Annotated in this window: 13 protein-coding genes; 9 read left to right on the forward strand and 4 right to left on the reverse strand. The window is 64.5% G+C overall.

Features of this window, described 5'->3' with window-relative positions; all coding sequences use genetic code 11:
* Positions 1 to 26: 26 nt before the first annotated feature.
* Positions 27 to 1,340 (reverse strand): site-specific integrase, encoded by a 1,314-nt coding sequence (locus ABZT17_RS36985; RefSeq protein WP_356355769.1) that lies wholly within the window; start codon positions 1,338 to 1,340, stop codon positions 27 to 29.
* 224 nt (positions 1,341 to 1,564) lie between these two features.
* On the opposite strand from ABZT17_RS36985, the gene ABZT17_RS36990 reads away from it, so the two are divergent.
* The 3 genes from ABZT17_RS36990 to ABZT17_RS37000 all read left to right on the forward strand — a co-directional run bounded on the left by ABZT17_RS36990 (position 1,565) and on the right by ABZT17_RS37000 (position 7,648).
* Positions 1,565 to 1,783, forward strand: a complete 219-nt coding sequence (locus ABZT17_RS36990; RefSeq protein ID WP_234388233.1) for a helix-turn-helix transcriptional regulator — start codon at positions 1,565 to 1,567, stop codon at positions 1,781 to 1,783.
* A 527-nt stretch (positions 1,784 to 2,310) separates the two neighbouring features.
* Complete coding sequence (locus tag ABZT17_RS36995; protein WP_356355772.1) at positions 2,311 to 6,831, forward strand: AAA domain-containing protein; 4,521 nt, start codon at positions 2,311 to 2,313, stop codon at positions 6,829 to 6,831.
* 1 nt (position 6,832) lies between these two features.
* On the forward strand, positions 6,833 to 7,648 hold the full coding sequence (locus tag ABZT17_RS37000; RefSeq protein ID WP_356355774.1) for a hypothetical protein: 816 nt from the start codon (positions 6,833 to 6,835) through the stop codon (positions 7,646 to 7,648).
* A gap of 269 nt (positions 7,649 to 7,917) precedes the next feature.
* Here the strand turns inward: ABZT17_RS37000 and ABZT17_RS37005 are convergent, their stop codons facing one another.
* Positions 7,918 to 10,107: an AAA family ATPase gene (locus ABZT17_RS37005; protein WP_356355776.1), complete on the reverse strand. Its 2,190-nt coding sequence runs from the start codon at positions 10,105 to 10,107 to the stop codon at positions 7,918 to 7,920.
* Between the two features lie 315 nt (positions 10,108 to 10,422).
* Between ABZT17_RS37005 and ABZT17_RS37010 the strand changes: the two genes are divergently transcribed.
* The 6 genes from ABZT17_RS37010 to ABZT17_RS37035 all read left to right on the forward strand — a co-directional run bounded on the left by ABZT17_RS37010 (position 10,423) and on the right by ABZT17_RS37035 (position 19,623).
* The gene (locus ABZT17_RS37010) at positions 10,423 to 11,172 is read left to right on the forward strand and encodes a transposase family protein (protein WP_356355778.1); all 750 of its coding nucleotides are present in this window, start codon (positions 10,423 to 10,425) and stop codon (positions 11,170 to 11,172) included.
* 435 nt (positions 11,173 to 11,607) lie between these two features.
* On the forward strand, positions 11,608 to 12,819 hold the full coding sequence (locus ABZT17_RS37015; RefSeq protein ID WP_123543915.1) for a hypothetical protein: 1,212 nt from the start codon (positions 11,608 to 11,610) through the stop codon (positions 12,817 to 12,819).
* A gap of 535 nt (positions 12,820 to 13,354) precedes the next feature.
* A complete protein-coding gene (locus tag ABZT17_RS37020) occupies positions 13,355 to 14,008 on the forward strand; it encodes a hypothetical protein (RefSeq protein WP_086800011.1) in 654 nt (217 codons plus the stop codon).
* 22 nt (positions 14,009 to 14,030) lie between these two features.
* The gene (locus ABZT17_RS37025; protein WP_104786632.1) at positions 14,031 to 17,126 is read left to right on the forward strand and encodes a hypothetical protein; all 3,096 of its coding nucleotides are present in this window, start codon (positions 14,031 to 14,033) and stop codon (positions 17,124 to 17,126) included.
* Positions 17,123 to 18,493, forward strand: coding sequence for a protein kinase (locus ABZT17_RS37030; protein WP_356355780.1), 1,371 nt, complete (start codon positions 17,123 to 17,125; stop codon positions 18,491 to 18,493). Before ABZT17_RS37025 ends, ABZT17_RS37030 begins: the two co-directional genes overlap by 4 nt.
* Before the next feature lie 71 nt (positions 18,494 to 18,564).
* Positions 18,565 to 19,623 (forward strand): hypothetical protein, encoded by a 1,059-nt coding sequence (locus ABZT17_RS37035; RefSeq protein WP_356355782.1) that lies wholly within the window; start codon positions 18,565 to 18,567, stop codon positions 19,621 to 19,623.
* A gap of 80 nt (positions 19,624 to 19,703) precedes the next feature.
* Here ABZT17_RS37035 and ABZT17_RS37040 read toward each other — a convergent pair whose 3' ends face one another.
* Both ABZT17_RS37040 and ABZT17_RS37045 read right to left on the reverse strand, forming a co-directional pair.
* Positions 19,704 to 22,127 carry a preprotein translocase subunit SecA gene (locus tag ABZT17_RS37040; RefSeq protein ID WP_237276976.1) on the reverse strand — a complete coding sequence of 808 codons (2,424 nt, stop codon included), beginning with the start codon at positions 22,125 to 22,127 and terminating at the stop codon, positions 19,704 to 19,706.
* Positions 22,128 to 22,466: 339 nt separating this feature from the next.
* A complete protein-coding gene (locus ABZT17_RS37045) occupies positions 22,467 to 22,778 on the reverse strand; it encodes a hypothetical protein (protein WP_086800015.1) in 312 nt (103 codons plus the stop codon).
* Between the last annotated feature and the right edge of the window lie 131 nt (positions 22,779 to 22,909).

A 22,909-nucleotide genomic window follows, 5' to 3' on the forward strand; every position in this document is an offset into this window, starting at 1 on the left:
CGAGTTGGAGGCAGGAGGGCAGGCGCTCAGGGCGCGGACGCCGCGCCGGCCTCGAAGGTAGATCCGTTCCGCAACGATGTCGTCGGAGTGTCGATGTGTGAGAACGCGGTTCCGAACACGGTGACCATGACTTCCTCCACGGCGAGGGGGGGGTGGGCGTAGGTGTCCCAGGTTTCGGAGAATTTGGCGTGCCGGGAGAGTGCTTGCACGGTTTTCGGGTCGTGCTTGCCGGACCCGCCGAGCGTGGTGGTGTAGAAGTGCTTGAGGTCGTGGAAACGGGTTCTGTCCGGAAGCCCGGCTTGCTTCACCGTCCTTCGCCATTTCTGATGGAAGTCGCTGATCAGTACGGGTCGGCCATAACGGTTCGTGACGATCAGGTCCTCGTCCGGTGGCTCGACGTAGCCGCGTGCCCGACGGCGGCGCTCGGCGCCTGGTGAGACGGGTTCCGGCTCAGAGAACCGTGACACGTGGTGTAGCAGCCGCTCGATCAAGAAGTGATCCACTGGCAAGGTGGCGTAGCTGGCCTTGGTCTTGAGGCGTACGGCCTTACCGCGCTGCCGTTGTTCTTCGATGTGCAGCAGGTCGTGTTTCCAGGCGACCTGGCTTCGCTTCAGTCCGAAGGCCTCGCCCTGGCGTAGTCCGGCGCAGGCTCCGAGCCAGATCAGGACCTCGTAGCGCGGCGCGACCTTCCGCATTGTCGCCGCTGCCGCGGCGACCTGCCCAGGAGACAGCGCGACCTTGACGCGTGGTGTGACGTCCGGGAGGTCGATCCTCGCCACGATGTTGGCAGGGAGCGAGACGTCCTCGTCCAGCATGTAGTGCACGAGGATGCGCCAGGTCTTGAAGATCTGGACGACGGTGCAGGCAGAGTCGAGGCCTTCCTTGTTGAGGAGGTAGTCGACGAAGGCCATGGAATCGCGGCGGCGCAGGCTGCTTGCGGTTCGGTGGCCGGCGAACGGCAGGATGTGGCTCCGGAGATGGCTTTCGTAGGTGTCGCAGGTATTGATGTTCTTCTTCCGCTTGCGTCTCCTTTCCATCATCTCGGTTGCGAAGTATTCAACCGGAAGGCTGCCCGGATTACTGTCGCGCGCCGTCTGCCTTTCGGTCTCTGTGAGCACGTTGTCTAGGAAGTCGCGGGCTTCCTGCCAGATGGCAAAAGCCGGCCGTTTCTCTTTTCCTGAGCAGTCGGTGTACCGGGCCTGCCAGCGATGGCCTCGGCCGTGGTCCGAAGACGGGTACAGAGGTTGCTGTGGCGTGCCGCACCGGCACGGGGTGTCACCGCGTTCTGGTTTTGGATATCTCTTGTGCCAGCGATCGAACGGCTCGATTGGCTTGCTCATGTGCCTCGCCCACGAAACTGAGCTGCATGCTGGACCTGTCGCCGACCTTTTGCACTGGGTAGGCGGTGGGCGCGACGACGTTGTTGCTGCCCGCCACGGCGATGCTGTCCGTTACGACGAGTAGTTATGCACAGCTGTTCATGGTGCACGCAAAGGTGTGACGGTCGAGTCGCCGTGTGCCAGCACGTGAACCGTCACCGGACCCGCGACTCCTGTCCCTGGGTATGCAAATCCGTCGTCTCAGAGAGGAACGGGGATACAGCCTGGAAGAACTCGCAGAGCTCAGCGGGCTGAGCTTTCGCGGCCTCATCTATATCGAGCACGGGCAGCGCAGCCCCAGCGTGCTGACGCTTCTGGATATCGCAGCAGGACTCGGTGTGGAACCGGGCGAGCTCGTCAACCATGTAGCGCGCGAGGTGCCAGGCAAACGGGACTCACCATAGTTCGCAGGCGGTCAATAGGGGATCGGTGTTTCCTGCCAGCACGCGACGCCCGTTTGGGCTTTGCTGCTCGCGGGCAGGGTTTTCAGGCCGAATGACCGCGGGCGTCAGGGGGGATTAGCCGGCGGGCCTGTGGTCACGAGGGGCCCGCGCGTTCGATGCTCGCGGTTCGCGTACGGGCGGGTTGCCCTCAAGGTCTTGGCGGAGGGGCGGACCGCTGTCCGAACTTCGCTCGCCAGTGCTGGCCGAGGTGGTAACAAGGTGGACTCACCTGCCTTCTGGTGAGTTGCTGCTCACCGAGGGCGGCAGCTGCTCCGTGCCATGGGTTAGCCGCAAGTGGCGAGGCTGAAGTGCACCGGAGGACATTCATGTCCGGAAATGATTGTGCATGAGCCCCGTCACATTGCCCAGTGTGCAGCCGCCAGGGATCCTAAAAGGCTTGCCAGAGTGGCAGGCGTTTGGGGGATGTGATGGCCCGCCCGGCAGTACGTGATGGCAGCGATCCCAAAGCCGTCCGTGACACTCGCGTCTTGATCGACTGTCTGCAGGAGCTGGTGCGGGGCGCCGTCTCCAAGACCATCCGTGATTGTGCCAAGTACCCGGAAACGGTGTGGCTCGCGGACGCTCCCGATGGGACCGTGCGCCGTGCTGTGGACGCCGACCCTCGCATCATGGTGGTCAAGCACCGTCCACCCCAAGAAGCACCGCGGCTGCCGGCGATCTTGCACGGCAGAGTGTCCGCCGAGGCCGCCGCCACCGCTGGACCGCAACCTCCTGGCCTGATCGACAACACACCGAATGACCGTCAAATAGCCGACGACCAGGCAAGCGTGGAGGAGAACCAACTGGCTCTGGAGAGCGGCAGCTCCGAAGAACGCAAGGCGTACGAGACGTGGGCCGGCAAGTGGATGCGATGGTCACAGGAAGAGCTGGCGGCCGAGCCGCAACGGCGACTGCACCAGCAGCTGTACCGGATGGCCAAGAAGATCGAGCAGGACAGCGACACCTTCGAAGTAGTCCTGGCCGTAGGTCTCTTGCAACTCGGAGCCGCTCGTCCCTCGGCCCGGGTCCGCCGGCACATCGTGACAACACCGGTGACCCTCACCGTTGAACCGGCATCGATCAACGTGACCGTTTCTCTGGTGCAGGAGCACCCCGGACGACTGGAAGACACCGACTTCCTCAGCGAGTCCGACGGCTACACGTCGGAGCTGCTGGGGGTCGTACGCTCCGCTGTCGAGGACGTCCCCTTCCACCCGCTGTCGGACCGGGCGGCACAGGCCGTGCGCTCGTGGGCGCAGCGGGCTTTCGGAGTCGACCGCGTGCTCCCGTTCGACCCCACCGGCCAGCACCCCGACGACCTCACCGCTGAACCCCAGGCGCGGTCACTGCATCTTGCGCCCGCACTCATCCTGCGCGAACACAGCCAGCGCTCCGTCCTTGGCTTCTACGAGAGCATCGCCTGGGCGCTGAAACGTCCCGGAGCACAAGCCCCTCTGGGACTGGCGCAACTGCTGTATGACCTTGAACCGGAGCACCGGACGGCCTGGGGGAGCAGGAATGGCTCCGTGCCGCCGGCACTGGGACCGGATCCGCTGTTCCCGATGGTCACCAACGCTGCCCAGCGCGATGTCCTGGACCGGCTGCAGCGCGACACCAGTGTCGTGGTCCAGGGCCCGCCGGGCACCGGAAAGACACACACCATCAGCAATCTGATCGCCGCACTCCTCGCGGACGGCAAGAGAGTCCTGGTCACCAGCGCGAAGAGCCAGGCTCTGAACGTGCTGCGCGACCAGCTGCCGTCCCAGCTGCGCAGCATGTGCGTGATCCAAGGCGATCAGTGGCAGGGCGGGAACTCCGATCTGAGCCAGTCGCTGGGAGCCCTGGCGCACCTGAACGCGACAACAAACCTCGATCGGCTCCAACAGCGCATAGACGACCAGCAGACGCAGCGGCACCAGCTCATGGCGGAGCAGGCCAAGCTCCAAGACCGCCTGCGTCAGGTCCGTGAAGTCGAGTGGTACGAGCACCCCGAGATCGCGCCGGGCTACCGAGGGCGGCTCGACGACATCGTGCAAGCTGTGGAACACGGCGCATTCGAATATCAGTGGCTGCCGCCCCTTGATGTCCAGGCCCCACAGGTCCCGCCCCTGACCACGGACGAAGCTGAGCGACTGTGGCTGCTCGTCACCCAGCACGGTCCCGGAATCCTCGACGCCCGCATCCAGTACTGCCCGGACCCTGCCACGCTGCCCGACCCGACGGACGTTTCCCGCCGCATCACGGAACTTCAAGGAGCCGAGGAAGCCGTCGGCCGCGAGCCGGTCACACCGCTGGCGCAGGAACTGGCGGACCACGGTGACGCCCGGCTCATTGTGCTGCAAGCGCTCCTCGACCGAGCCCAGCAGGCCCTGCAGAGGGTAGGGCTGTCCGCGGACCCCACCTCCTGGCAGGCGGATACCTGGTCCACGCGCGCGCTGCAGGACGGCATCGCCCAGCGATGGCAGCAACTGTGGGACAGCATCCGAAACGCCTCACAGCGCGCACAGCAGACCCACGACGAGATAGCCGCTGCATCCTTCCCGGAAGTAGAGATCCCCCGCCTCTCCGAAAGCGAGGAGAAGGAGCTCCTGATCGCGGGCCGCAATCTGGAGCAACACGTCCTGCGAACCGGCAGACTGAACACGCGATGGCCCCGGCCGGCCGTCGTCAAGCAAGCCCGATTCCTCCTCGAACAGTGCCGGGTGGAAGGCATGGCGCCAGCCGGCCGAGAGCACATCACCGCGGTCGTACGGCAACTGGAGATGCGCGCCCACGCCCGCACCCTGCGCGGCCGGTGGACCGGCGTAGGATCGGCCGTCGGACAGGACACCACCGAACTGATGACGTCCGAGCTCCTGGACAGGGCCGCCACCCTGCAAGCCATCGACACCTGCGTGGAGGTCATCCGCCAGGTCCACGCAACCCTGCTGGCCGACGGAATCCAGACACCGGTCACCACCGCCGAGCAGTGGCGTGACATCCGCCAGGCCACGGCCCAGGCCCGTCAACTCCTGCACATCAGGACCGCAACACAACGCTTCGAAGAGCTCCTCAAGAGCCTTCCGCCGCCCCACCCGCATGGCGTGGAGGAGCTGCAGCGCGCGGCGGATGCCGTAGCGGCCCGTGATGCGCAGGCCTACGCGCAGGCGGTGGACGCACTGACTGCGGCATACCAGCGTGAGGCAGACCGGCGCGAGACCGGGAAACTCTTCGAGTGCCTTGCCGAGGCCCACCCCGAACTCGCCAAGGACCTCGCCGGCGACCCCCTCGCCCCGCACTGGCGCTCCCGGTTCGCCGCGCTGCCCCAGGCCTGGGCATGGCGGCAGGCGCAGGACTTCCTCGACACCCACCTGCTCCCAGGACGCGAAGATCAGCTCGAAGGCGAACTGACCCAGATCCAAACCCGGCTGCACGACCTGGTGGAACAGCTGGTCTGCGACCGCGCAGCACTCCATTGCGTCAGCCGCATGACCACCAAGCACAAACAGGCCCTGGCTGCATACGCCAGCGCCGTGGCCAACGCAGGCCAGGGAACCACCGAGTACGGCAGACGCCACCAGCGTCACGCGCGCTCAGCCATGCAGACAGCGCAAGGAGCGGTACCGGCGTGGATCATGCCGCTGAACCAGGTAGCGGAAACGATCAGCCCAGAGCCGGACTCCTTCGATGTCGTCATCGTCGATGAAGCAAGCCAAGTGGGCCTGGACGGCCTGCTGTTGCTCTGGCTCGCACCCCGCATCATCGTCGTCGGCGACGACCGGCAGTGCGCCCCGTTCTACAGCGGCAGCAAGCATGACCGGATCACCCAGATCTTCGACGAGCGCATGGCCGGCCTCGAACCCTGGCAGCGCGAAGGCTTCGACCCCAAGTCCAACCTGTACGAACTGCTGCAGTCCCGTTTCACCGAAGTGATCCGTCTCACCGAGCACTTCCGGTGCATGCCGGAGATCATCAAATGGTCCTCCATGCAGTTCTATCCCGACAACCAGCTGGTCCTGCTGCGCCAGCACGGCTCCGATCGCCTCCCGCCGCTGAAGGTCGTCCATGTGCCCGAAGGGCACTGCGAAGGACGCCGGGACAAACTCATCAACCGGCCCGAGGCAGAGGCCGTCGTCAACGAACTGCACCGCCTCACCCAGGACCCTGCCTACGCCGACCGCAGCATCGGCGTGATCATCCTGCGCCACGGCGACCAGACCCGCCTGGTCCAGGACCTCGTCGACCAGCGCATCGATGTGTCGGCCCGCGAACGCCACAGCATCCAGGTCGGCACACCCGAACAGTTCCAGGGAGACCAGCGCGACGTCATCCTCCTGTCGATGGTCGTCGACGGAGCCAACGTCATCGCCGCGACCGGCCGGAACCACGAACGACGCTTCAACGTGGCCGCCAGCCGGGCCCGCGACCAGATGTGGCTCTTCCATTCCCTGACCATCGACCAGCTCAGCAGCAAAGACCTGCGCCGCTCCCTGCTCACCTACATGGTGAGCCCGCCCCCGCCCTACACACACCCCCACCAGCCCGCCCACGTCAGCGCAGACCGACACTGCGAGCCCTTCGACTCGCTCTTCGAGCAGCGCGTCTTCCTGCGCATCAAGGAACGCGGCTACGACGTAGTACCCCAGTGGGAAGTCAACGGAAAACGCATCGACCTCGTCGTCACCGGAGGCCACGGACGCCTCGCAGTGGAGTGCGACGGAAGCCCTCACCACTCCACCCCGAAACAGATCCACGACGACGCCGAGCGCGAGCGGGAGCTTCGCCGCGCCGGCTGGACGTTCTGGCGTATACGCAGCAGCGCCTTCGCCCTCTCACCCGACGAGGCCTTGGAACCTCTGTGGGAACGCCTGACCGAGCTGGGCATCCATCCCCGCACGGTCCGCGAGCCATCCATCGATGACGCGCTGACCGACATGCCCTGGACTCCGGTCGGCCTGGCCGAGGCCGAACCCGACGAAGACGCGGACCCCTACGACGGCGAGCCGGACGAAGACAGCGAGGGACACTGACATGGACAACTACGACGACAGCACCCTCGAAGAACTGGCCGCCATGGTCTGCGGTGACGAGCCGGGTATGAAACGCCGAGCGGGCTGGGAACTGGCTCCATTCCTCCGCCGGGCCGGCTGGGAAGACGTCCCCGACCACGACGGCAGCCCGCGCCACCGCTGGGTCCACACCATCCTGTGCGAACGGCAGGAAGACCAGGCAGGAGACACCGAGCGCGTCATCCTGCGCCTGGCCGACCGACGGGAATACCAACAACAACCCGCCGACTACGACGCCGTCATCCAACGCCTCCAGGAAGTCCTCGCCCTCGAAGGCCGCCGCATCGACTACCACAAAGGGCAGCCGTTCCTCATCGAGTACGACCCCGACGAACCCCCTCGCCCCCAGCGGGTAGAGCTGAAGGTGGCCATCACCGACATCGTCTCCGATTCCGACCTGGCCCGCGCCGTTCAGCTACGCCTCGACGAAGCCCGCATCTGCCAAGAACACGGCGCCTACACCTCCGCCGTCATCATGCTCGGGAGCCTCCTCGAAGGCGTCCTCGTCCACGCCGCCGACGTCAGAAACGCAACCGTGCCGCTGACCCGCCCCGCCCGCGACACCCGACTTCAGGACCTCATTCAGCACGCCCACACCAACCAGTGGATCGACCAAGACGCAAAAATGGCCTCAGACCTGCTACGCACCTACCGCAACCTGGTCCACCCCCTCGCGGAGAAACGAGCCAAACACAGCGCAGACTTCGACACAGCCGACCTCTGCTGGTCCACAGTCAACGCTGTGCTCAACGACCTGGCGGCAAGCAACCCTCAATAGGCGTCGGTAACGACGTTAACGAGTTTGACAGGAATGTGGCAGCCCCTTTCTTACCCGTTAACGTCGCGTTGCTGTAGCTTGCACCATCGACAGCGACCGCAGACTGAACGCAAATCTCTCATGGAAGCCGTCAACAGCCCCGGCGTGGACATAACCAAATTTACTGCCAAAGGCGGAAGGTGGCTTTGCGGCGAGCACCTTCGAACCGGAAAGATCCGGGGCGTACTGAGATTCTCCGGGGCGGCGCACACAATGGAGAAGCGTCTGAGTCATTCAACTGTAGATGTTTCCCCGAGCTCAACTGACGGTCCCTCTGTTGCAGCCTGCTCGGGAATCTCAATCGGGGGCGATTCCAGAGAGACCGTTCCGAAGAATGCCTCGAAGATGAGGTCGAACTCGCAACCAGCGGAGTCTTTAAAGACAGGCAGGCCGCGGATGGCTTCGGCAGTGGTATACCGCTCGCAGAACGTGCGAGCACGGTCGTTCTTGTTGTTCGATTCGTTCGTCTGCAAGTCCGGATAGTAGGCCTCGATGGCCCCGCGCTCCCACACGTAGATGTTCTCTTCGCGGAGCATTCGCAGCAGGTCCAGCTTCATCTTCTCTAGCTCAGGGTCACTGGCTTCCTCCAGGATCCTGCGCGCCGCGCCTGAAGCGGATCGGGCGAAGAAGGCGTCTACAGCGGCGTTCAACTCGTCGAACCCGCACAGTCCCTGGGCGTGCTCCTCCTGCTTGATCTTGGCCTGCCGCCACAGTTCCCGTGCGCTGCCGCTGGTACGGATTCCCTTGAGGGTCCTGCTGGAAACCTCATCCGATTCTTCCTCCTCCACCAACTCCGTGACCCGGCACACGAGCCGATCACGCAGTTCACGGCACTTTTCACTGGCGCCCAGCTTGTCGAAGCCGTCAAGCACGGCATCCAGGTCAGCGATGACTGCGACTCGCATCTCGAAACGCTGGAAGAACTTGCGGTACCGCTCGATGCTTCCTTTTCCCTCTACCTTGGCGATCGCGGCTCCGCGCTTCTCGAAATCCCACTGGGGGCTGAGAGTGCGCGCGATATGGGGAATGAGAGTTCGGTCGCTGGGGCCCTCCACGAGCAGAACGGAGTTGGCGAAGAAGGCGGCCTCGTTGTTCTCGTACGTGATGATCTCGAACTGGTCCCGGGCGTTCATGTCGGACAGGTCAATCACGCAGGTCCGGCTGGCCGGCGGATCCAGAGTGTGGTCCTTGACGACCTTCACGAAGGTACCGGTTGCCCCGGGGGCACAGAACGCAGACGAGTGAGTACTGACCAGGACGTCGTTGTAGTGAGAGAAGATCGTCAGGGCTTCAAAGAGTTTGCGCTGCGCCTGCGGATGGAGGAAGACCTCCGGCTCTTCGAACAAGAGCAGACAGGGCTGCTGGGCACTGTCGGGCTGCGAAGGCCGTGCAGTCTTGAGGTCCACGTACGTACGCAGGATCGCGAACGCCACCGACCTGCGCAGACCGTCTCCCTTGGTCTTGAAGGGGCCACTGACGCCGTCGTTGATGGCGATCTGGGCCTCCTCCAACAAACTGCGAAGTCGGGGTGGGGGAATCTCCAGACGCACACTCGCACGAGGGAAGGACTCTTGGAGGTTCTGCTGGATCAACGTCTCGATCTGGCGCACCTCCGGCAGCCGCCGGTCCGACTCGCTGCCGTCCTCCTCCTCCACCACATTGAGTTGGTTCCGCAGTTGATCGAAAGAGGCTTCCAGCTCAGGGAGTTGATGCTCGATGTCTTCGAATAGAAGGGACAGGAGCCGACCGAACGTTGCTGATGACGTGGTCTTGAGATCGTCGTTCAGCTCTTTCACGGCCGGGATGTAGATTGGCTCCGGCAGCAACGGAGCCACCGATTTATCCAGGCCGGTCATCAGAGGATCGTCGCCCGTGCTGTAGGCGCCTTCCGGAAGAGCGGCGACGAGTTCAGCCCACTCTCGTCTCACGGCCACACGCGTGATCTTGCCGGACAGCTTGTCGAAGATCTCTGGGTAGACACCTCGAACGTTCGCCTCCAGCTCCTCAGTGGAGATCTTGGGGCGGAGTACCTCCTCAAGAGCTGGTTTCCGCAAGCGAGCATCGCTGGGCACCTTCTTGACCACCCACATGGAGCCCTTGCCCGGACTGGCGTACGTCCGGGCCAAGGTGAGGCGGCCGTCGCTCACCTCTGGCTCAATACGTGAGCGGTGACTGTCTTCCAGGCGCTGAAGGTCAGCCTCGTGGATTTCGGAGAAGCTGAGCTGGATGCGGACGGGGCGGGCGGGATTGAGGAAATCGGCCTCCGTGACGGCGGCTGAGCGCAAGAAGATGTTCAAGGCCTGGAACACAGACGACTTCCCCGCGTTGTTCTCGCCGATCAGACAACCAAAGCGGGAGAGGCGGATGTCAACCTGGCTGAGCCCGCGGAAGTTATCGATCTTGATGTGTGCGAGGCGCATGGTGCTCCAGAAGACTGTCGGGCCGAACCGACATCGTAGAGGCCCGTGTCGCCTCGACGTGGAAGTTCGAACACCACGGAAGCAAGGCCCCTTCCATGAGTTGACGCAGCACAGGGTGCAAGGGTCCTCGAACGGGGGCAGGAAGTGGGAGGCGTTTACGTATCGACTCGATGGGGTGCATCGGACCTGCCTACTGAGTGAGCGTTTTCAGCTCGGCCACCGATCGGGTGACGCCGACAGGGTGCGCAACGCACGAGGCTCCCGCGCCGTTGGGGGAGGTGTTCGAAGTCTCAACCCACAGGCGCAGGAGCCGCGTTGGTTCCGTATTCTGCCGCACTCGACCTACCTCATGCCCTGGTCGAGTGGGCAACCATGCTCATCGTCACCCGCGAGGGTGGCCGACGGTGCAAACTCCCGCCGCACCAGCGTGCGCTGGTCGGCCTGGTGTACCTGCGACGCCACGACACCCTCGCGCAACTCGCGGCAGGCTTCGGCATCTCCGTCGGCACCGCCCATGCCTACACCGCAGCCGTCATCGCCCTGCTCGCCGACCGCGCACCCGGGCTCCTGCGAAACCTGCGCGAAGCCGACCCCGACTACGTCCTGCTGGACGGCACCCTCGCGGAGTGCGACCGGGTCGGCGACAGCCGGGCCGACTTCTCCCAAAAACACCGACGCCACGGCGTGAACGTGCAGGTGGTGACCGATCCAGCAGGACGACTGCTGTGGATCTCACCCGCACTGCCCGGCCGCGCGCACGACCTGACCGCGGCCCGCACCCACCGGATCCTCCGGATCTGCGAACGCCAAGGCATTCCGATCCTCGCCGACCGCGCATACATCGGAGCCGGCCCGTGGGTGACGACACCCCTCAGACGCCTGCCCGGCCGCGACCTCACACCAACCCAGGAAACCGTCAACCGCGCGCTGTCGGCGGCACGCGCGGCGGTCGAGCGCGGCGTCGCACGACTGAAGTCCTGGCGGATCTTCCGCAAAGCCCGCTGCAGTCCCAACCGCATGTCGTCAATCGCAGCCGCCATCCTCACCCTGGAGCGGCACCGCTGAAAAGGCTCAGTGATAGAGATGGTCTGAGGCAATGTCGCGGTCCCGCACCGATCCGGTAATCGGACCAGCGTGATCAGTGCTCGGGATCCCTGTCATCCTGTGGTGAGGCGGGGTCTGGCAGTGATGAAGTGGAACCAGTTCGCCGATACGGACGGACTGCCGCACGCTCAGATGGATCAGCGGTCGGGGTCACGACCTCAGTGTCGATCACGCCCCACGGTCTGACCGTGATCGCTAATCTGCCCATGGTCCGTCTATCGGATCGGCTACCCTACGTGCTGCGAGTGGCTGGGGGAGGTGACGGGATCAACCTGCAGTGCCAACTTCCCCTGTACAAATACTCATCCCTGAAATGCGCAGCGGAGTTCCACCTCGTCTGGGTAACGCCGCAGCTGGAACCCCCACCTAAAGTCAGGGCACAACCAGGACGATTCAATGATTGACGAGCAGCTTGGACTGGATACGGCAGCGGCCGAGCAGACTGTCGTTTCTGTATTCAGGCAGATTGTTGCTGTCCTTGCGAGCCGGTCCAACGCGGCGATCGATGACGTTGCCCTGTTCAACCTGGCGAACACGTTGTTCGCTGCGTTTGCCAGGGCGGGGGAGGACGGCCTCACAACAGAGCAGATCAAGGCGGCCTGCGCCGCCTTCCCGGACGAGCTAGTCAAGGACCGCCTGAGCGTGCTGAAAGGGCTCGGCGCGATCCAGCCTGCCTTTGACAAGCCCTACCAACGTGAGTACCGGGCCTCCTTCACCAGCTACGTCTCCATGCTGTTCGTCCAGCGGATGTTGGCCCGCGGAGGTCAGTCGGAACTGCACCAGCTTCTGACGATGGAGAAGATCAGGCTGGAAGGCGGGGAGAGCACAACCGAGGAAGCCCTTGAGGTAGTGGTCGGTATCACCACCGCACTTCGACTGCTCGTCGCCGAACTCGTAGCGCTGACCGTCAGCGGCACGGTGGAAAACCTGCGGGAGCGCGCGCCACTGCTATGGAACGCCAAGTCGCTGATCGACCAGGCGTCCGCAGTGCACGAGATCCTGTTGCAGTTCTGGCCCGCACTCAGCCGTAAATGCGGCGAACTGCGCTCGGCGATCGCCGCCTACGAAGATGCCTCGACGAACGCCTCGGCTCGCCTCATGGCAGCAGCGGGAACTTCCCGGGCGTTGAATCTCCTACCCCCCGAGATGTGGAAGCGCTTCGCGAACCGCGCATCGGTGGACGAGCTCGCGGCGGTCCTGGCCGATCAGGTATTCGACGCGCCATCCCCATGGCACGACGTCGCTGACCTCGCGGAGGCCGTGGCCCGCACGCCACAGACAACTACCAACCGCCCGACACCACCGCGGTCCCCAGTTCCCGATAACAAAGAACAGCCCTACCAGGAATGGAAGGACGCCGAGGCCGAACGGCTGGCGGCAATCGCCGAGGAAGCGCTCAGCGGCGAGGACTCTGTGGCAGTCGAACACCTTCTGTCGGACATCGGCTGGGTAACAGCACGCCGCCTACTGTCCGACCTGACCGCCGCGAGCAACAACGACCGACTCCCCTACCGACTGACCTGGACCGGCCCGGTCCAGGTACGGGCAGGCAGTGTCCCCTCCTGGCTCACCTGGGGCGTGTTCGAACGAGTACGGAGACCCGCGTGAGTGATCCGGACGAGGCACTGTGGTGGGCGAGGGTGCGGGCCGAAGGCCCGCTGCGCATGCCGGCAGCCACAAGAACACCGGCAGGCATGCTGCGCGTAGTGGAGCAGGATGGTGAGATCTTCTGGCTGGTGCCCCGCCCACCCGACGACGTCACGCCAGCCGTGCTCCGCGAACTGCAGATGCCCTTGCTCTCCGTGAGACACCCCAACGAGACCAACCGGGTCCTTGCCGCAGCGCTGCGTTGCTGCTGGACCGATGTTCAGGCAAGCCCCTGGCCAGGCCAGTCGGCAACGATGCACGAGGTACTGGACGTCGTGGACCAGCTCATCCCCGGACGCGAAAGAGAAATTCTGCACCGCTTCGCAATGGGAGCATTCCGCCGCCTGCACACCAGTCGGTGGTTGTACATCGATGGCCAGGCGCAGACAGTCCGTCTTGGCCCCTGGACAGCCACCTGGCCCGACCAGGACATCTCCCTACTGCGGGACCTATGGCGTGAAATACCGCCCCCTCGACCTCCCGGGCAGGCGCACCGATGAGCGGCCTCTTCGACGACATGCTCCAGCCGCTCGGCGATAAACAGCGCGACGCGCTGGTCTCAGCCTGGGCCGCCCTTGAGTACGGCAGCGAGCCTGCAAGCGAAGCGGCGCTTCCCGCCCTCCGAGACGCGGCACTGCGTCACCAGCTTGACCAGATGCTGCACATGACCGGCCGCACGCTGGTCCCCGCAGGCGCCAACCTCTGGACATCGGGATACCGGGACGATATCGCTGCAGAACTCGTCGCGAATGGCTGGGGGATACTGCCGCCGCTGGAAAGAGCCGCGCTGATCCTGGTACTGATCCACTCAGTTGCGATCCCCCGGGCAGAAGGACGCCTGAGTGGGGACAACTGGCAGTCGAACCACCCCACGACACCGACCCAGCTGCGGAAACTCTCGCAGATCCACGGGCAACTGCGCCTGTCTGAGGCCCTGCAACGACTGCGCGCAGCAGGCCTGGTCCGCACGGCGCGCGTACCAGACCACGAGACAGCAGGATCCTCCTACATTCCCGGGCCCGCACTACGCCGACTCACACCAGCCGCGCGCCAACGACTCCAGGAAAACCTGATCCTGGCCGTGGGCCCGGATACTGCTCTCGCTACCGCGATCACGGTCCGCCGGAACCTCGGCAACCCCCAGAAATGACGAATTCTTCAAGGAACGGTGCATGGACAAAAAAGAGCCGCCGAAAGACATTGTCGGCGACCGTGTCCTGGTCGGCCTCCAGAGCGTGCGAATCTCCAGGCTCTCCACCCACCCCATCCCGCTGGCAGCCGGCACCCTCATCGCCGTGGCAGGACAAGGGCCGAAAGACTCCAACGGAGCAGGGAAGTCGTCACTCCTGGCCCAGATCAGCTTGCTGCATGCCGACGAACAGTGGCGATTCAGCTCCGGCGCACCCGCCGCAGTCGACCTGCTGTTCAACTCCGAAGACGCCGGCGGCGAGGAGCACTGGGGCAACGCCGACTACGGATACCTCATCGGCGTGTTTGCACCCCCTATGGGCGCCCTCGCCCAGTTGCAGGCCGGCGCCCTGACCGTGTGGATCCGGATCGACAGAAACAGCCAAAAAGGCAGCCCCCGGCTGAAACTGCGCTGGCAGGAAGGACTGCTTCTACCCGCTGGAGACAGCGAAGCCGAACGGGAACAGTCCGCGGACTCGGTGTGGCACGCCTTGCCTCCACAGGCCGGACGATACGACGTGGCGGCCCGCGACCTTCCGTACACGCTCTACGGGGACCACGTGCGCTGCGTGTCGTTCCTGTCGACATCGGTACGGGCCAGTGCCGCCCCCAACCTCCTCGCCCAGCCACTCAACGAGATCTCCGAGCGGCGGATCTTCGAGGCAATCGCCGTACTCACCGGCATTGAGCACGAACTACAGCAGGAACGCCAGGCACGCCGCAACGAGTACGACCGCCTCCAAAAGGCCAGCAAAGCCGAGTCCGACCTCGCCACATGGGAAGAGCAGACTCAGATCACCGAAGAGGGCATCGAGGCCCGCGACCAGGCGCGCAAGGACGTTATCGACGCCGCTGACCGCTGGCGGTCACATACAGCACAGATGCTGTACAACGCCCTCCAACGCGATGCCGACATCCAATCCGAGATAGCCGGGGCCGACGCCGAGATCGAACAGGACAAGCGCACAGCGCACGAGCTAGCCAGGCGAGCGAAGGAACTGGCCGACGACGAGGCATTCACGAAAAGACAGAAGGCCGCGCAGAGCACATTCACAAAGCTCGACGACGCCGACCGCGACCTGGGCGAGCAGGTGGCAACTCTGCAACAGCAGATCGAAGAAGCCGACGGCTGGTGGCGTGAGGCAAAACTCAATGCCCGTGACGCCGACGGCCGCGACGAACCAACCGCCCAACGAGAGCGTGCCGACGCGGGCGCCGAGTTGGACAAGAGGGTCAAGGCAGTCGGAGTGGCGGAGAAGGCACTATCCGATGCCGAGGAAGGCTTGGAGGACGCGGAAAGCGGCAAAGACCTGGCAAGACAGCAGATCGACCTCCTCGCAACCGAGAGAATCGAGGCCATCTGTCTCCTTGACGCCGTTGCCCTCACTGATCAGCAGAGGCCAAAGTGGGAGCCGGCCCTGTGGCCGTACCGTGCAGCCGCCGTCGTGGACCACCACCACCTCAAGATGGCCAGTGACCTCCTCGCGGACCTGCCCGGCTCGATCTTGATCGCGGCCAATCTGACCGCAGCCGCAAGGAACGCTGACCTCCCGTGCAACACCAACTCGGACTACGACCTGAGCGGTTTCCTCGCGTCGCTGGACTCGCGAGTCACAGCCCACGCCAACCCTGATCGTGTCTACGATGATGCGGGCATCGTGACGATCGGCGGTTTTCCCCGGCCCGTGACCGACCGCGCTGCCCGCATCGCCGCTGCACGAGACCGCGTCCGTCAGGAATTCGACAGTCACCGGGAAGCCGTGCGGATGCAGAAGGCCGCCGAGCAGCAAGTCGCCGGTGCTGAGCGAAGACTGAACGGCGTAAGAGCCGCAGCCGAAGCCGTTGAGTTGCAGAGAAAGATCAGCACTCTGCAGGCGGAAGACCAGGCCGCCCGAGACGAGCGCGCGAAACTGGCCCCTGACCTCACTGCCGCAGCTGCCGAACGGGACGAGGTGCTCCGTCTGGAGGGGCGCCGCGAAAACGAAATCAAGTCTCTGCGCGCACAGAAGGCTGCCCTCGACGAAACCACCAGAGAGAGGCAAGAAAAACGGGGAAGTCTCGAAAAGGAGCAAGTACAGCTGGACCTCGCCGGACTGAGAGCCCGCTGGAACGGTACGGACGAGTCCGCCCGAGACTACCTGCTAGCCCTGCCAGAAACCCAGCAAGCCTGGACGCCTGAAGACTGGTGGGAAGAAGCCAAGACTCTGATCAACACCGCGATATCCAACTGCTTCCCTCCAGCCGCCTCTCACACCAGACCGAAAGAAGTCACCAGCCTGCTGGCCGAGTTCAGCCAGCGCGGCCCAGACAGCAGCACAAAGGCACAAGCGGCCTTCCCCGCGTTGCGCCACGCGCTGCACGTCTACCTGCGCCAGCACGAAGACACCGACCAGTATGAGCGCCAACAGATCGCCCATCAGCGCAAGGAGCGCCACGAGAGCCTGGACGCCGCGCGCATCGGCCACGGGGAAGCCGTCCAGGCCAGCCGAGCTCACCGAGGCGCGCTCACCTCTGCCATCAAGCAGAAGCTGGAAGACGTCAAAGCCGCGTTCGACCGGCTCGATATGGCCCACGGCGGATACGGAGCCTCACTCCAATACGACGAACCTCTCCCTCCAGCCCACCCCACCGAGAACTGGGAATGGAAAGTCACGCCGACGTGGCGGCGCGCCCGCAGACGCCATCACATCCCCTACAACCGGCGGGCCAACACCGCACAGATCGATGATCGGGCGATCAAACTCGTGTGCGCCGCTGCAGCGGCGAGCGGCACCGGTCGGCCCCTTGTCCTCGTTCTCGACGAACTCGGCCGCAATCTCGGCAAGCAGCACCGCCGCGAGGCGGTCGCCCTGCTCGGCCAGATCGGCAGGGAGAGCGGCATCACCGTCGTCGGGGCACTGCAAGACGACATGGAGTCCTACGCCATCGACGCCTGCGGCGAATACATCAAGCTACGCCGCAGCTCAGACTCCAGCCCGTACAACGAGCAACCCGTCGTCGTCGGCTACGACGAGCACGCCCCACGTGTCGAACTGCTCCGGGCCTGGCTGACCGGCAACGAGTACCGGGATGCGGTATGACCGCCCGCTCCCGCCCGCGTGGCTTCGCGATGCGTCACCTCAGCGTCTATCCCGGCCTCACCACATACGCAGTTCCCCTGCCCGATGGTGACTACAGCACCGACCGCCACGGTAATCCCAAGATCGCGCGTGTCACTCTGGAGCCGGAAGGTTTCCCCGCACCGCACCGCCCGGACGGCCTGACCGACAGCCAGTGGGCCTTTGCCACCAACGGCCCCCGCCGATGGCAGTCCGCCGTGACCACATTCGGTGACCGTGCCGAGGAGATAGCCGCAGAGCTTGCGCGCAACGGATGCATCGTCCTCGAATGCGACTTCCGCGACGCCCGCGTGGTCCTGCCGCCCCGTGGCTGGGCTCCCCATCCTGACCTGCATGCGGCCCAGCAAGAGCGCACCAGCCAGCGCGCTGCCCAAAGGGCCACTCAGGACAACGAAGCACGCCGCCTTTCCGCCGGGCTTGCCCGCTATCCCGCCGCCCGACCATTGCAAGCCATCCTCAGAGCACAACGGCACGGTGCCTACCGTGACCACGTCATCGAGGCCGCCCGCGTCCTTCTCGCCGACGAGACCATGACCGGCATGGGCGAGGTCGAACCCTGGGCTCCTGTGCAGTGGCTCAAGCGTGGAACGAAGTCCGACTACGAGAAGGACCAGGAGCCGCTCGCTGAGGGTGGCCAGGGCGCTGTTTTTGGCGGCGTGCACAAGCACGCCCGCATTCCCGTCGCTCTGAAACAGCTCCGCTACGGTGATGAGGACTCTGTGCACCGCATGGGTCGCGAGATCTCCATCGGTCACCTGTACGGACAGCACCCGAACGTTATGCCGGTGCTTGACTCTGACCCAGATGGTCGATGGTTCGTCATGCCGCTTGCGAACGGCAGCGCAGCCAGCCACGCGGAACGTCTGCGGCGGGAGACCGGAGCTCTGCGGGACCTTGTCACAGCGGTCTGCGAAGGACTGCGCCGTCCGCACGCCGACGATCGGATGCACCGCGACATCAAGCCAGCAAACGTCCTCCTCCTCAACGGCAAGTGGGTCGTGGCGGACTGGGGGTTGGGACGTCAGCCCCGAGGAGAGACCAGCGTTCCCCACCGAACGCGGACCGGCACCGGCTTCGGGTCCGAGGGATTCGCCGCGCCGGAGCTGGCCTCCGGAAACCCCCATCATGTGGCGGCCAGTGCTGACGTCTACAGCATCGGACGACTCATCGCAGCCATCCTGACCGGAGAGCGTCCCGAGCAGAACGTCTCCCTGCTACCCGCGAACGGACCATGGCGAGCCGTAGTAGAGGAGGCAACCCGCCACAAACCGACCGACCGCCCGCAGGACGTGGACGAACTCCTGCGCCTGCTCAAGGACATTTCGTGACTGTTCCCACACTGTCTCAGCGTTGCCAGCCACTGAGCTTGGTCCGCCCCAGCTAAAGGATCACCTTGTCGATGACGCGCATCGCGCTAGAGCCGTACTTCCTCCACCAGGACCAGGTTCAGTCCCTCCTCGGCGAACAGCGGACGGAGTCCGCGCGGGCGAGGGCCGCTCGCAGAAGCGAGCCCGAGGCGGCGCTGCCCTACGTACTCGCAACAGAACTGGCAGAAGTTCTGTCCTCGTTTGGGGTTCGTGAGCTCGCCAGGTGCCTCCTGGAACAGGACCTGCGGGCAGGGCAAATCATCGGCGCTGAGCTGGAATTTACGTTCCAGCGGGACCGAGAACACGATGCCCCGGGCTTCAAGCCGGTCAGCTTCACGGCTGTTGTCGACGCGGGCGAACCGGTGCGCGTCACTGGCACTTTCAACTCGGCAAGAACCGCCAGCTCGTCCGCGGCCGGGAGCCTTGCCGGAAGCAGACGGGCCTACCTGATCGGCACGGTCACCAGTCTCAGCGCGGCGCAAATTGAGCTCAGGCCAGTCTTCATCGGCATTAGGTCGTTCATCGATAACCATGCTGCCGTCGAGCTCCCGGCGCCCGGAGCGCGGGTGTACCCCAGCGATATCGGCCAGTTCAGCGGGATCGACTTCGCGTCACCCCTCACCGAGGCCGAGAGGGAAGCGGTCCTGCGCGTGCCCGAAGAAGTGGTGAAACACGCCTTCGCCGGGCTGATCGGCGAGTCGTACGTTCCGAAGGACTGGGGCGGTGAACGTTCCGATCTCTACACATCGCGGGTGTTCGCCCGTGGCCACCAGGTTTCGACTGCCTGGCTGTTCAAAGGACCCGGTCACCCCCGCGCAATGGACGTTAAGGCCTTGGGTAAGAACGGCGACCAGATCGACCGTCTGTTCACCGAGCCCGCAGAGCTACTCGTTCTGCAGCACTGCCACCAGATCAAGCCGAGCGTGGTGGGCATGATGGACGCCTACGCCCATGACGCCCGGCGCCCCCGCTCCTACATGATCATCGACGGGGCGGACACCGGACGTATTCTGAGGTCGCTGGGCCTGCTCCCGGCAATCTCAGGAACTCTGCCTCTGCAGAACCAAGGATCGGGAGCCCCAAGGCACTGAGCTCTTTCAAGGATCACGATCGCGCCGTGCGTGATGCTTGCGGCTACTTCAGGTACGGCGTTCGGCTGAGGGCCGGAGGGCTACCGTTTCCGCTTCGGTCTTTTCTGCTTGGACTTGGTTTTGCCCGTGTTGCGCGCCGGGTGCTTGGCGTTGGGATGGAGGGTTCGCTGCAAGTCCGAGGCGGGCCGCAATGTCCTCACTGTCGCGGTGACGGAAGCGTCGAGCGGTCCGATGTGCCCGTCGTAAAGGATGTCCCGGAGGTCGCCGGTCGGTTCGTCGTACAGGAAGACAACGCCTCGCGGGAGATTGAGCTGGTGCTTCTTCGCACGCACATAGTCCATGACCCGCTGCTGGGCAGCGGCAGGTTCTTCTCCGGCAGGGCGAGTAGCCCAGACGAAGAGCCATCCTTCGGCGGGGTCGGCACTGGCCGTGATGGGGATGGTGATACTGCGGCCTTGGCCGTTCGGCAAGGGGTTGTTGAGGAGCTCGGCGCCGTAGCGAGCGAACTTGTGCTGAGTGGTGTGGGCACCGGACAGGAGCGTGGCCCCGATGCTCAGCCAGCCCGTGACGTTGCGCTCTTGTAGTTCATCGACGAGGGACGCGGTTGGGGTCGCGGCCATGTGTGGTTTGAGGGCGGATGCGGCTTCGGGACCCGCCTCATGCTTAGTGTGGAACCACTGGTCGAGAGCGTCGGTGCGGCTCGTCACGATGGCCGGCTTCTGTGAGCGGTAGCGGCGCAACTCGGCTGGCGACGGCTCGGGGATGAACGGGAACGCGGTGCGCACCTGTGCCGGGTCAGGCTCAACCCAAAGGCCCGCCTCGAAGAAGTGCAGAAACAGGTCCAGCTCGTCCGGTGCGCTGAACATGAGCGTGACGTTCGGGTTGCGACGTCGCCGGAGGTAGAGCAGGAACTCAGAGGGTCGGTCGACGAGTTCCGTGATCAGCTCAAGGTCGTGCAGTGACACTGTCCAGGGGATGTTGTCGGCGCTGAGCAGCTCCGCCCGCACCAGCTCCGCGGTGGCAGTGAGCACGGGCGAGATGTCATCGAGGCTGACTGCGATCGTGTGGATCTCGCGGATGTGACTGAGGTCTACCCACCCCTCGTCCTCAATGCGCAGGCCTCCGTCCTGCTCGATTCCGTCCCGGATCCGACCAGCTTGCTCGGCGGCTTTCGTGACGATGCCGGTCAGATCATTGCGGATCCGTGTCTTCTTGCCGCCACGGGACAGTGCACTGAACGCGACGGCTTTGTCTTCGACGACAATGGCGACGTCGTCGATCAGGACGAGATGGTCGCCCTCGACGCGCTTGGTGTACTTCGCCGGGTCAGCGTTTGCCGTCTCCGTGGCATTCGCGGGCACGTAGTACTCGAACCCGTCCCGGTAGCGGGCTCCGGGCAGCACGCGACCCAGGGCGTCTCGGGTGCGGACTTCGAGGAGGTCTCCACGGTGCTTCGCGTATTTGTTCCATGCCGCCGAGGTCTTGAGATGCTCTTCCAGATTCTCGCGGACGGCGAAGACATGGAGCCCTGGGTGGGGCAGCATCAGGCGTTCGTCAGTGGTGACGATGAGCGGTTGGGTCCGCAGCGGATTCTGGCCGGCGGTGAACGCGTCGACGACTTCTGCAGGCGTCGCTCCTGCCAGATCCAGTCGGAACCGCTCGATGACTGCTTTGACCTTGTCCTCAGCGATGCCGGTATGTCTGACGACGTCTTCGATGGCCACCGTGGCCTCGACGGCTTCAGGCTCGAACATCGTCATGAGGCTGGACCGTGCGAGGTCCATGACCCCATCGTCAGCTCGCCCGGTCTCAGTGGACGCCATCGCTTCAGACACGGAGTCACGCATCGCGTCTATGCGATGGTTCATGCTCACCACCTGGAGCTCATGGCACGCGTCGAGAACCGCTAGGGCGTCAGACGCGTCGAAGCCAAGCTCGGCGACAAGAGCCGCCCGCACCTCCGGGTCACCGTCCAAGAGCGCGCGGTTGGTCGTTTCGACCATCTCCGGGTAGGACGAATTTCGCATCCACACCTCGCCCCCTTGGACGAGCAATGACACCAGAGCGAGCTTGTCGGTCGGATCCGCAGCGGCGAAAGAGCGCAGCTGAGCCAAGTGGAGAAGCTTGTCGATCTCTTCCCGCGCCGTCGATACGAAGTGGCTCATCTCCTGCTCTGCCACCGGACCCTGGGGGGAGGCTGTGACATCTGCCGCCTCCTGTGGAGGCACGAGAGCGGTCAACGCGAGTAGTTCGAGTGGCGCGGCACTGGAATCCGCGGTGACCGGAATCATTCCTGCGGGGACCAATGGCAAGAACGCCAGACGAGCCACCTCGATGAGCCGTATCGGGTCGAAGCGTCGTACCTTCGAGGCGAACTCGTCGACTGCTTCGTCGACTGCTTCACCGACAGCTACGGCAGGATCGTCGCTCGCATGGAACTTCCCCATGAGCACCATCAGGGAGGCCCAGGAGTCAATGATTACCTTCGCGTGCGGGTCGAACACTGGCGACGCCGCACCAGCGTGACGCTTCCGCTTTTTGCGTGCCTCATGACGCTTCGTTCGAGAACCCACGATGCAACCTCACCACACATCGAGGATGGCGGGCCAACTGTTTCTTACGCTGGTGGAAGGGCTCGTAGTCGCGAACGCTCGGCAACGGAGTGCCGAACGATTGAAGATCGTGCTGTCGTCATTGCCGCCACTCTGTGACTCCTGGCGGCTACCGGCGAGACACGGGGGTAGAACCCCAATCGATCTCGCCGGTCCTCGGTGGCCTGCACAGCACAGAGGACTACGGGGCGAGAAATTCCAGGGCAGTTGAGGGGCCGGGCGGCAGACGGTTTATGGAGCCTGTGGTTTGAACGGGGTGAGGTCCGGTGGGTAGCCCTTGGCGCGGAGCCAGATGTCGAGGGCTATGGCGACGATATCGCCGTGGGGCGTGCCATGGTCGGCGTTGTAGCGGCGGATGCGTCGCTGGAGCTGGAGGATGTCGGGGACGGCGTAGTTGAGCTGTCCGCGTTTGATGTGACGGTCGGCGATGACCGCCGCGGTCTCGGGATGTGGGGTGAGCGGATCGTCGGTGGGTTTGGACTGGGCTCCGAGCGCGTCGGCTATGTCACGGAGGCGACGGGCATGGTGGGAGAGATCGGGCACGGAGGTTCCTCCGGTCGGTCTGACTAGGCGGCTAGTTAGTACTCCAGCAGGATTTCGCTGTCTGACCTGGTCTTTTCGCCGGGTGGCGGGAGTGTAGCGGGACTTCGATCGTGCGGGGGCGGTCTCATGGA

Source organism: Streptomyces sp. NPDC005648 (genome assembly GCF_040605395.1).
GTDB lineage: Bacteria > Actinomycetota > Actinomycetes > Streptomycetales > Streptomycetaceae > Streptomyces.